This window comes from Thermohalobaculum sp. (genome assembly GCF_058622915.1).
Genome location: NZ_JBZSYN010000051.1, coordinates 20,246 through 31,291, shown reverse-complemented (window position 1 = coordinate 31,291; position 11,046 = coordinate 20,246). Strand labels below are relative to the sequence as shown.

The window sequence follows — 11,046 nt, the reverse complement described above, 5'->3', positions numbered from 1 at the left end:
TGCTCGAGCCCCTCCCAGCGCTCGAGCGGCCCCTGGCCCAGGGTGACGTAGCGCCTGAGCGCCTCGGGCCGGTAGGCGTAGACGCCGACATGGTGGAACACCGGGCTGGCTTCGCCCGCGCCGAGCGCGCGGCCGGTGAAGGGAATCACTTCCTTCGAGAAGTAAAGCGCGCGGCCGTCCGCGCCGAACACCGCAGTGGTGGCGCCGACGCGGCCCGCCCGGCGGTCGGCGAGCAGGCTGTCGAGGCCCTCCCTGTCGCAGCGCAGCACCGGCGTGGCGACGGCGACGTCGGGCCTGTCGCGCATGGCGGCAATCAGCGCCTCGACGAACCAGGGCGGCGTGAGCGGCGCGTCGCCCTGCAGGTTGACGACGATCTCGGGCGCGGGCGCGAGGCTGCCCAGCGCCTCGGCGCAGCGCTCGGTGCCGTTGGCGCAGTCGGGCGAGGTCATGGCGACCTCGGCGCCGAAGGCGCGGGCCGCCTGCTCGATGCGCGCGTCGTCGGTGGCGACCACCACGCGGTCGACGCCCGCGACCTGTTGCGCGGCGTCCCAGCTGCGGTGCACCAGCGGCCGGGGCTCGCCGGTCGCGCCCCTGAGCGGCGCCAGCGCCTTGCCCGGATAGCGGGTCGAGCCGTAGCGCGCCGGGATGACGATGCACACGCTCATCGCGGCGCCGCCCCGGCCTCGGCGCCGGCCGGCACCAATGCGACGCCGGGCGCGAAGGCGAGGAAGAACGGGTTCTCGTAGCCCGGCTTGCCGTAGGCCAGCGGGCGGTGGTCGTCGAAGCGCACGACGCGGCCGCCGGCGGCCTGCAGCACCGCCTGCCCGGCGGCGGTGTCCCATTCCATGGTGCGGCCGAGGCGGGGGTAGAAATCCGCCTCGCCGGCGGCCAGCAGGCAGAATTTCAGCGACGAGCCGGCGCTGGTGAAGCGCGCCACCCGGTAGCGCGCGATGTAGTCGTCGGTCGCCTGGTCGCGGTGCGACTTGGAGGCGATGACGACCAGCGCCTCGTTGTCGGGCCGCGCGACGCGCAGCGGCCGTGCCGGGCCCGCGGCCGGGCGGCCATCGGCATCGACCCGCTCCTCCACCGCGCCGCCGTCATGGCTGCGAAACAGCCGGCCCGCGGCGGGGGCATAGACCACGCCGGCCACCGGAGTGCCGTCCTCAATCAGCGCGATGTTGACGGTGAACTCGCCCTCGCGGCGCACGAACTCCCTGGTGCCGTCGAGCGGGTCGACCAGGAAGAACCGGCCCCGCCCGGAGTGCCGGTGGCTCTCGACGTTCTCCTCGGTCACCGCGGGGATGTCGGGGAACCGCGCCGCCAGCCCCTGGCCGATCAGCCGGTCGGCGGCGAGGTCGGCCTCGGTCACCGGGCTGGCGTCGGCCTTGGCCTGCGTGCCCAGATCGCGCCGCCCGCGCACCTCGAGGATGACGCGGCCGGCGGCAAGCGCCAGGTCGCGCAGGACGGGCTCGAGCTCGGCGGGGCGTGACGTCATCGGGGCGGCCTCGAAGATGCTGCGTCGTGCCCTTCGCCTATAGGCGCAAACGCCGCCCGGCGGTAGGGGGTGCAGGGCGGCCCGTCGCCGCATTTTCCCTCCCGACGGACCGGGTTGTGTGGCTCCGGCGGCGCGAGTAAAGAGGGCGCGGTTTTGCCCGCGGAGGCGCCGATGCCCGTCACGCTCAGCCACGACCAGGCCGATTTCGAGGACCGCTTCGCCGATTTCCTCGGCGCCAGGCGCGCGGCCGAGGCCGACGTGGACGCCGCCGTCGCCGGCATCATCGCCGATGTGCGCGCCCGCGGGGCCGACGCCGTGATCGAGCTGACCCGCCGCTTCGACCGGCTGGAGCTGACCGAGGACACGCTTGCGGTCGCGCCCGCCGAGATCGACGCCGCCATCGCCCGCGTACCCGCGGCCGAGCGCGCTGCGCTCGAGCTCGCCGCCGAGCGCATCCGCGCCTACCACGCCCGCCAGCTGCCCGAGGACGCCGAGTGGGACGACCCCGCCGGCGCGCGGCTGGGCTGGCGCTGGACGCCGGTGGACGCGGCCGGGCTCTACGTGCCCGGCGGGCTCGCCAGCTATCCCTCCTCGGTGCTGATGAACGCCATTCCGGCCGGCGTCGCGGGGGTGGGGCGGCTGGTGATGTGCGCCCCCACGCCGGGCGGCGAGGTCAACCCGCTGGTGCTGCTCGCGGCCAGGCTCGCGGGCATTTCCGAGGTCTACCGCATCGGCGGCGCCCAGGCGATCGCGGCCATGGCCTACGGCGCCGGCCCGATCCGGCCGGTGGACAAGGTCACCGGGCCCGGCAACGCCTATGTGGCGGCGGCCAAGCGCCGGGTGTTCGGCGAGGTCGGCATCGACATGATCGCCGGCCCCTCCGAGGTGCTGGTGATCGCCGATGCCGGCAACGACGCGGACTGGGTGGCGCTCGACCTCCTCGCCCAGGCCGAGCACGACGAGAGCGCCCAGGCCATCCTGATGACCGACGACGCGGGCTTCGGCGAAGCGGTCGCCCGCGCCGTCGAGGGCCGGCTGCAAAGCCTCGCGCGCACTGCGATCGCCGGGGCGAGCTGGCGCGCCTTCGGCGCCGTGATCGTGGTGCACGACCTCGCCCAGGCGGCCGAGCTGGCCAACCGCGTGGCGCCCGAGCACCTGGAGCTGTGCGTCGCCGATCCCGAGCGCCTCCTGCCCATGATCCGCCATGCCGGGGCGATCTTTCTCGGCGCCCACACGCCCGAGGCCATCGGCGACTATGTCGGCGGGCCGAACCACGTGCTGCCGACGGCGCGCTCGGCGCGGTTCTCCTCGGGCCTGTCGGTGCTCGACTTCATGAAGCGCACCACCGTCGCCCGGCTCACGCCGCGCGCCATGGCGGCGATTGGCCCGGCAGCCGAGACGCTGGCCCGCTCCGAGGGCCTCGAGGCGCACGCCCTGTCGGTGCGCGCGCGGCTCGGCGGCACAGATGGGTGAGTTCGCCGCGACCGACCGTCTGGCGGCCGTGCGGCTCCGGGAGGACCGCCCCCGCGCGCGCACGCCCGAGATCCAGCACGAGCTCGACCTCGCCATCTATGACCTGACCGAGGAGAACCACTTCCGCATTCCCGGCCGGGCGGACAGCGACCCGCCCGCCGGCCCCTACGAGCTGGCCATCGGCATGGCCGACCGCATGCTGGTAATCGAGGTCGCCACCGAGTCGGGCGAGCCGGTCACCGCCTTCCACCTCTCGCTCTCGCCGCTCAGGGGCGTGATCAAGGACTACTTCGCCATCTGCGAGAGCTATTTCGACGCGGTCAAGCACCTGCCCCCCTCGCGCATCGAGGCCATCGACATGGGCCGGCGCGGCGTGCACAACGAGGGCGCGCGCATCCTGGTCGAGCGGCTCGAGGGCAAGATCGAGACCGACATGGACACGGCGCGGCGCCTGTTCACCGTGATCTGCGCTTTGCAGTTCCGGGGCTGAGCCGTGACCAGACGCCTCCCCGGCTCGGTGCTGTTCTGCTGCGACCACAACTCGGCGCGCTCGCCATTTGCCGAGGCGATGATGAAGAAGCTGCACGGCGAGCGCGTCTTCGTGCAGTCGGCCGGCGTGCACCACGACCTCGAGGTCGACCCCTTCATGGTCGAGGTCGCGCGCGAGATCGAGGTCGAGATGGGCGCGCACCGCTCGAAGAGCTTCGACGAGATGGAGGAGTGGGGCGACGAGATGGGCGCCTACGACATGATCGTGGCGCTCTCGCCCGCCTCGCAGCGCCGGGCGCTGGAATACACGCGCCTGTTCTCCATCGAGGTGCTGTACTGGCCGACGCTCGACCCCACCGGCATCGGCGAGCAGCGCGAGCAGAAGCTGGCCGCCTACCGCCAGACCCGCGACCAGATCCGGCACGCGATCATCGAGACCTTCGGCCCGGGGGAGCCCACGGGGGAGCCCGCGGGTGGGGCCGACGGGGAGAACGGGGCCGAGGCGCACCGCGCTTGATTCGGCTTGGCTTTCGGCCCATGTTCCGCGCAGATTCCGGCCCGCCCCCACGGGCCGACGCAATGACGGAGACGGCATGGCCAAGGAAGAAACGCTCGAGTTCCCCGGGGTCGTGACCGAGCTTCTGCCCAACGCGACCTTCCGGGTGAAGCTCGAGAACGGCCATGAGATCATCGCCCATACCGCCGGCAAGATGCGCAAGAACCGCATACGGGTTCTCGCCGGCGACAAGGTGCAGGTCGAGATGACTCCCTATGACCTGACCAAGGGGCGCATCACCTATCGCTTCAAGTAAGTGCGCCTGAGAACGTGCGCCTGATAACATGCGCCTGATAACATGCGCCTGATCCTGGGCTCCGCCTCGCCGCGCCGCCGCGAGCTCTTGGCGCAGATCGGCGTGGTGGCCGACGAAGTGCGCACGGCCGGGATCGACGAGACCCCCCTGAAGGGCGAGCTGCCGCGCGCCTACGCCGCCCGCATGGCGCGCGGCAAGGCCGAGGCGATCGCCGCCGGCGCGGACGAGCTGGTGCTTGCCGCCGACACGGTGGTCTCGGCCGGCCGGCGCATCCTGAGCAAGCCGGCCGATGCGGCCGAGGCCGCGCGCTTCCTGCGCCTGCTCTCGGGCCGGCGCCACCGCGTGACCACGGCTGTGTGCCTGCGGCTGGGCGCGCGCCGCTGGGAGCGGCTGGTCGAGACGCGGGTCCGGGTGAAGCGGCTCGCCGAGGACGAGATCGCCGCCTATCTCGCCTCGGGTGAGTGGCGCGACAAGGCCGGCGGCTACGCCATCCAGGGCCTCGCCGCCGCCTTCATCCCCGAGATCCACGGCAGCTACAGCAACGTCGTCGGCCTGCCGCTGACCGAGACGGTCGGGCTGCTCAGGGGCGCGGGCTACCCCGTCGTCGCGGCAAGGGTCGAGGCGTGAAGCGCCGCGTCATCCTGATCGACCAGCCTGAGGAGCGCGCCGGCCAGGCGGCGCTCATCGTCGACGGCCGGCTCGAGGACCTGCTGCTCGATCCCCTCAAGGGCGACACGACGCCGGCGCCGGGCGAGATTTACTGGGCCAAGGTGGACCGGCTGGTGCCCAGGATGCACGGCGCCTTCGTGCGGCTGACGCCCCAGCACACGGGCTTCCTGCGCGAAGCCAGGGGGCTGAAGGAGGGGCGCGGCGTGCTGGTGCAGGTCAGCTCGTTGCCCGAACCGGGCAAGGCGACGCCGGTCAGTCCGAATGTCCTCTACAAGGGGGCGCGCGTCATCTACACGCCGCATGCGCCCGGCGTGAACGTCTCGCGCCAGATCCGCGATGCGGAGGAACGCGAGCGGCTGGTGACCGCCGTCACGGCCAAGCTTCAGGGGACGGAGACGCCAACAGGCGGGTTCATCATCCGCACGGGGGCGCAGGGCAGCTCTGCCGCCGAGCTCGAACGGGAGATCGACCGGGTCCTGGCGCCGGTCGACGCCGTCTCGCGCGCCACGAACTCCCCGCCCCCTCTGGACCATGTCGCCGCGGGCCCGAACCGGGCCACAGCGACCGCGCTGCGGGAATGGGCGTTTCCTGTGCCGCTTTCGGTGCTTGCGACCGAGCGGTGCCACCGCTTCCTGACGACGCGAGACCCGGATCTCGGCCTGGTCAATCTGTGGGGCAGCGAAGACCTTCTCCAATGCGTCGAGCGCCATGACGGCCCCGACCTCTTCGACCACTTCGGTGTACGCGAGGAGATCGAGCGCCTGAAATCGCCGCGCGTCGACCTGCCCTCGGGCGGCTGGATGGCCGTCGAGGCGACCCGTGCCATGGTCACGGTCGACGTCAACACGGCCGCCGAGTTCTCCGCCGGCGCGGCGCTGAGCGCCAATCTCGAGGCGGCGCGCGAGCTGCCGCGCCAGCTCCGGCTGCGCGGGCTGGGCGGCCAGGTGATCGTGGATTTCGCGCCCCTGAAGAAAGCCGACCGCCGCCGCGTCGAGGACGCGCTCAGGACCGCCTTTCGCCGCGACCCGGTCGAGACCACGCTCGCCGGCTGGACCCCGCTCGGCCATTTCGAGCTCCAGCGCAAGCGCGAGCGCCGGCCGCTGGCCGAGCTGCTCGCCTAGGCAGGGCGCGCCCGGCGGCAGCCGGGTTTCGCGACCGCCGCGCCGGCGGTATAACGCCGGGCACCGCAGCGCCCGGGGAACTGGAGCCCGCCCAGATGCAGAACGACGACCAGCCGAAGCCTGCGCGCGCGCCCCGCTGCCCGATCTGCGGCAAGCCGGCCGAGCCGCGCTGGCGGCCGTTTTGCTCGAAGCACTGCGCCAACGTGGACCTGGGGCGCTGGCTGAACGGGAGCTATGCCATACCCGGCGAGCCCGCCGAATTGCCCCCCGGCGGGTCCTCCGGCGAGGACGACTGAGCGCGGGCGCGCCTCAGGCCCGCCCCGGCGGCGTCAGCCGCGCCCGCTCGGGCCGGAACACGCCGCGCGGGATGACGCGGGCCGCCACCATGCGCCGCTCCCACTTGCCCTCCTTGGCGACATAGATCTCGACCCTGAGATCGCGGCTCTCGGCATGGCGGGCGTCGAGCTCGGCAAAGGCGAGGTTGCGCTTGGCCGTGGGCGACCAGGCGGCCGAGGTCACGTGCCCCGCCACACGGCGACGCCGGCCATGGTAGACGAAAGCGTCGCGCGCGGGCTTCGGCCCCTCGATGTCGAGCATGACCAGCCGCCGCTTCGGCCCGGTCTCGCGGTGGCGCAAAAGCGCCCGGCGGCCGTTGAAGGGACCCTTGCCGAAATCGACCAGGCGCCCGAGCCCCAACTCGAACGGCGTGCGCCCGCGCGTCGGCCGCTCGGCGTGGTGGATCGACTGGAAGTCCGCCCCGGTCATGACGAAGCCCGCCTCGATGCGGGCGATGTCGAGCGCCGCGCTGCCGATGGCGCGCAGGCCGGCGGGTCCACCCGCCTCGCACAGCCGGTCCCACAGCGCCAGCGCATCGCCGGGCGCGACCCACAGCTCATAGCCCAGATCGCCGGTGAAGCCGGTGCGCGAGACCATCAGCCCGGGCTCGGGCTCGGTCGCGGCGTAGGGCCTGAGCGCGGCCAGGTCCAGCCCCGCGGCCTCGAGCACGGCAAACGAGGTCGGCCCCTGCAGCGCCAGCGCCGCGATCGCCTCGGTCTCGTCCGTGATCTCGGCGTCGAAACCCCAGGCGATGTCGCCCAGCCAGGCGAGCTGGCGCTCCTGACAGCACAGCCGGAAGCTGTCGGCCCCCAGCCTAAACAGCGTGCCGTCGTCGATCACCATCCCGTCCTCGTCGCACCACAGCACATACGCTACCCGCCCCGGCGCCAGCGGGCCGACGTCGCGGGTCACCAGCCGGTTGCACACGCGCGCGGCGTCCGGCCCCTCGATGCGGTACTTGCGCATGGGCGAGAGGTCGAACAGCGTCGCGCGGTTGCGGATGGCGAAGTATTCCGGCTCGACCCGGGTCAGCGTGCGGGGCGAGAGGTAGCCCGACCAGTCCTTCCAGGCATGGGCGGTGGAAAGCGCGCGCAGGCGCGGCTCGAACGGCGTGCCGACGGGTCCGGCGGGCACCGCCGGGCGGCGGGGCGCGGTCTCGAGCGGGGTCATGCCGGCACCCCGTCGGCCAGCGCCATGAGCGCGGCGTTGCGCCCGGGCAGGCCGGTGATGTCGCCGCCCGGATGCGCCGCGGCGCCGCACAGGTAGAGGCCGGGCAGCCCGGTGCGATAGCGCGCCATGCCGTTGACGGGCCGCAGTGTCAGCATCTGGTCCGGCGCCAGCTCGCCGTGGTGCCAGTGCCCGCCGGGCGCGCCGGTCAGCGCCGCGATGTCGGCGGGCGTGACCAGCGCGCTGCCGCGCACCAGATCCGAGAAGCCGGGCGCGTGGCGCTCGAAGGCGGCCACCACGCTCGCGGTCAGCGCGGCGCGGGCCGCGTCGGTCCAGCCGCCGGCCGGCGCCAGCGGCAGGTACTGCACGAGGCACGAGACACGGGCGCCCGCGCCCTCCGTCTCGACCAGCGCCTCGATCACCGGCGCCTCGGAGGGACGGCCGTATTTCACCGGGTTGAAGGCGCGCTCGATCGCCTCGACCGACGGCGCCAGCAACAGCCGGCCGGCGAGATGACGCGCCTCCAGCCCCGCAATGGCAGGTGGCCCCGACAGCGCCAGGTCGAGCCGCGCCGCGGTGCCCTCGGCGCGGATCTGGCGCACGCGGCGGCCCGGTTCGGCGTCGAAATGCTCCACCCCGGCCAGCGCCAGCGTCACCCCGGCGCCGAGGCTCGAGAGCACGAGGTCGGCGGGCAGCACCTCGCCGCCTTCCGTGCGCACGCCGCGCACCCGGTCGTCCTCGACCACCAGCCCGGCGGCGGGCGTGCCATATTGGATGCGGGCGCCGCGGCGCTCGGCCGCCTCGGCCAGGCGCTGGGCGAGGAGCGCCATGCCGCCGCGCGGGCGGGGGCGCTCGGCGCCGTTGAGGTGGCGGTAGAGGAGCGGCAGCACCGTGCCGGGCGCGCGCGGCCCTGCCTTCGCGCCCAGCACGCCGTCGAAGGCGAGGCTCGCCGCCAAGGGCCCGTCGGCCAGCCGGTCGAGCGCCAGATCGGCGACGTTGGACAGCGCGCTGCGCAGGAACTCGCGCATCTCCGGCTTGCCCAGCCGGCGCAGGCCGACCCCGGCGCGCGCGAGGCCGGTCAGCTCGGCGACCCCGGCGCGGTTCAGCCAGCTCTCGCCCAGCCGCGGCGGGGGCGCGGCGGCCAGCGGCGCCAGCACGCGGGCGAAGCGGCGCAGGCGCTCGACCAGCGCGCGATAGGCGGCGGCCTCGGGGTGGGCCGTGCCGTCACAGAGGCGCGCCTGAGCCCCCTCGATCACCACGTGCCGCCCGTCCGGGTCCAGCGCCACCGTCGGCACCGGCGGGCCGAGGCCGAGCGCCGCGGCATCGACGCCCAGCGCGGCCAGGGAAGCGGGGTGCAGGTTCCACACCAGCTGCGCGATCTCGATCCCGTCGGCCACCATCATGCCGCCCGGCGCCGCTGCGCGCTCGAGCACGGTGACGCGCGCCCCGCGCCGGGCCAGCGCCGCGGCCGCGGTCAGCCCGTTATGGCCGGCGCCGATCACGACGGCGGTCATGCGGCCCCTGTCGCGTGCTGCGTCCTTGGGCATCTCCCCCCTCCTCACGCCGCGCGGAAGGCGCGGGCGTCGCGGCTCGGCCGGCCGGCGTCGCGCAGGATCTCGCGCGCCGCGTTGGCGCCGGGCGCCGCCATCACGCCGCCGCCCGGATGCGCCGACGAGCCAACGAGGTAAAGCCCCCGCACCGGCGAGCGGTACCGCGCCCAGCCGGGCACGGGCCGGTTGAACAGGAGCTGGTCGAGGCTCAGCTCGCCCTGGAAGATGTTGCCCTCGGTCAGCCCGACCTCGCGCTCCAGATCGGCGGGCGAGCGCACCTCCGCATGGACGATCAGCTCGCGCAGCCCGGGGCTCACGGTCTCGATCTTGTCGAGCACGGTGTCGCGGAAGGCGGCGCGCGCCGCGTCGTCCCAGTTGGCGCCCGAGCGCACACCGTCGCGCGCCAGGTCATAGGGCGCGTACTGCACGAAGACGCTCATCACGTGCTTGCCCGGCGCGGCCATGGTCGGGTCGATCCGGCTCGGGATCACCAGGTCGAAATAGGGCTCGGCCGACCACCGCCCCTCCTTCCAGTCGTCATAGGCGCGCTCCAGCTCGGCCAGGCTCTCGGTGGCGTGCAGGTCGCCCGCGAGGATGGGCGCGTCGGGGCTGACGGCGGGAAAGCGCGGCATGGCGTCGAGCGCGATGTTGAGCTTGCCGCTCGAGCCGCGGATCTTGAAGCGGCGCACGCCGTCGAGGAAGTCGGCCGGCAGGTGGTGCGGCTCGACCAGCTCGAGGAAGGTGCGCTTCGCATCCATGTTCGAGGCGACGACCGGGGCGTGGAACTCCTCGCCGCTCTCCAGCGCCACACCGGTGACCCGCTCGCCGGTGACCAGGAATCGCGCCACCTCCGCCCCGGTGCGGATCTCGCCGCCCGCCGCCTCGAAGGCCCCGGCCAGCGCCCGCGTCACCGCCCCCATGCCGCCGCGCGCGAACCCCCACGAGCCGATGGCGCCGTCCACCTCGCCCATGTAGTGGTGCAACAGCACATAGGCGGTGCCGGGGGAGTAGACCCCGAGCCCGGTGCCGATGATGCCGCTGCCCGCCAGATGCGCCTTGATCAGCGGGCTGTCGAAGAAGCCGTCGAGATAGTCGGCCACCGAGGTGGTCCAGAAGCGGATGGTCTCGCTCATCTCGCGCCGCCCGAGCGCGTTGAAGCGGCGCATCAGGAACAAAAGCTCGGAGATGTCGCGCGGGCGCATCGCCGCCGGGTCGGGCGGCGTGCGCAGCAGCAGCGGCCGGATGAAGCGGCACTGCCGCGCCACTGCCTGGCGATAGCGCGCATAGCCGTCCACGTCGCGCGGGCAAAGCCGGGCGATCTCGCGCTCCAGCGCATGGCGGTCGGCGTGATAGGCGAAATAGCCGCCGTCGCGAGTGAAGCTGGCGCCGCCCTCGTAGGGGATCACCTGCAGCCCGTGGCGCGGCAGGTCGAGATCGCGGATCACCTCGGGCCGCAACAGAGAGCAGACATAGGAGCAGTTCGAATAGGTCCAGCCCGGGTGCAGCTCGCGGCTGACCGCCGCGCCGCCCACCCGGTCGCTGCGCTCGAGCACCAGCGTGCGCAAGCCCGCGCGCGCCAGGTAGCACGCCGTGGTCAGCCCGTTGTGCCCGCCGCCCGCAACGATGGCGTCATAGCGCCCTGAGCCGGACATCTTGCGCTCCTCCTCCTGCCTTGCCGCGAACCTAGCTTCGCCGGCCGGCCGCTGGCAATTCTCTTGCCGCGCGCTCGAATGACGTCCGGCAGGCGCCCCTGCCGGCCTGCGCTGCAGTCCCCGCCAGCGCTTGGGTCACGCGCCCCAGGCCTGCCGGCGGCCTGAGTCGCGACCCGACCTGACCTGGATCAATGCGAAAACAGTTCGAAGCTGCTTAATAGAATGGTGGGGTGAATTTGGCTGGAGGCGTTGGAGAACATAAAGTGAACAAAAGGGCTGCCG

General features: G+C 73.4%; 12 protein-coding genes. 7 read left to right on the top strand and 5 right to left on the bottom strand.

Features of this window, described 5'->3' with window-relative positions; genetic code table 11:
• Both AC32QD_RS04505 and cysQ read right to left on the bottom strand, forming a co-directional pair.
• Positions 1-665 (bottom strand): 3-deoxy-manno-octulosonate cytidylyltransferase (locus AC32QD_RS04505; protein ID WP_492009287.1); only part of this gene is annotated, 665 nt, incomplete at its 3' end.
• Entirely contained in the window at positions 662-1,495 is an 834-nt protein-coding gene (cysQ, locus tag AC32QD_RS04500) for a 3'(2'),5'-bisphosphate nucleotidase CysQ (protein ID WP_492009286.1), read from the bottom strand. The genes AC32QD_RS04505 and cysQ, both read right to left, overlap by 4 nt.
• A 171-nt stretch (positions 1,496-1,666) precedes the next feature.
• On the opposite strand from cysQ, the gene hisD reads away from it, so the two are divergent.
• The 7 genes from hisD (at position 1,667) to AC32QD_RS04465 (ending at position 6,355) form a co-directional block, all read left to right on the top strand.
• A complete protein-coding gene (gene hisD, locus AC32QD_RS04495) occupies positions 1,667-2,968 on the top strand; it encodes a histidinol dehydrogenase (RefSeq protein WP_492009285.1) in 1,302 nt (433 codons plus the stop codon).
• On the top strand, positions 2,961-3,458 hold the full coding sequence (locus AC32QD_RS04490) for a UPF0262 family protein (protein WP_492009284.1): 498 nt from the start codon (positions 2,961-2,963) through the stop codon (positions 3,456-3,458). Before hisD ends, AC32QD_RS04490 begins: the two co-directional genes overlap by 8 nt.
• Positions 3,459-3,461: 3 nt before the next feature.
• Positions 3,462-3,974, top strand: a complete 513-nt coding sequence (locus AC32QD_RS04485; RefSeq protein ID WP_492009283.1) for an arsenate-mycothiol transferase ArsC — start codon at positions 3,462-3,464, stop codon at positions 3,972-3,974.
• 76 nt (positions 3,975-4,050) lie between these two features.
• Entirely contained in the window at positions 4,051-4,269 is a 219-nt protein-coding gene (gene infA / locus AC32QD_RS04480) for a translation initiation factor IF-1 (protein ID WP_200606710.1), read from the top strand.
• Between the two features lie 42 nt (positions 4,270-4,311).
• On the top strand, positions 4,312-4,896 hold the full coding sequence (locus tag AC32QD_RS04475; protein ID WP_492009282.1) for a Maf family protein: 585 nt from the start codon (positions 4,312-4,314) through the stop codon (positions 4,894-4,896).
• On the top strand, positions 4,893-6,059 hold the full coding sequence (locus tag AC32QD_RS04470) for a ribonuclease E/G (RefSeq protein ID WP_492009281.1): 1,167 nt from the start codon (positions 4,893-4,895) through the stop codon (positions 6,057-6,059). The genes AC32QD_RS04475 and AC32QD_RS04470 overlap by 4 nt, the downstream gene beginning before the upstream one ends.
• 95 nt (positions 6,060-6,154) lie before the next feature.
• Positions 6,155-6,355 (top strand): DNA gyrase inhibitor YacG, encoded by a 201-nt coding sequence (locus AC32QD_RS04465; protein ID WP_492009280.1) that lies wholly within the window; start codon positions 6,155-6,157, stop codon positions 6,353-6,355.
• Between the two features lie 13 nt (positions 6,356-6,368).
• Here AC32QD_RS04465 and AC32QD_RS04460 read toward each other — a convergent pair whose 3' ends face one another.
• The 3 genes from AC32QD_RS04460 to AC32QD_RS04450 are packed head-to-tail and all read right to left on the bottom strand — an operon-like array spanning position 6,369 to position 10,764.
• Positions 6,369-7,565: an aminomethyl transferase family protein gene (locus AC32QD_RS04460; protein WP_492009279.1), complete on the bottom strand. Its 1,197-nt coding sequence runs from the start codon at positions 7,563-7,565 to the stop codon at positions 6,369-6,371.
• Positions 7,562-9,109, bottom strand: a complete 1,548-nt coding sequence (locus AC32QD_RS04455) for a phytoene desaturase family protein (RefSeq protein ID WP_492009278.1) — start codon at positions 9,107-9,109, stop codon at positions 7,562-7,564. Before AC32QD_RS04455 ends, AC32QD_RS04460 begins: the two co-directional genes overlap by 4 nt.
• A gap of 11 nt (positions 9,110-9,120) precedes the next feature.
• A complete protein-coding gene (locus AC32QD_RS04450; RefSeq protein WP_492009277.1) occupies positions 9,121-10,764 on the bottom strand; it encodes a phytoene desaturase family protein in 1,644 nt (547 codons plus the stop codon).
• Positions 10,765-11,046: the final 282 nt, after the last annotated feature.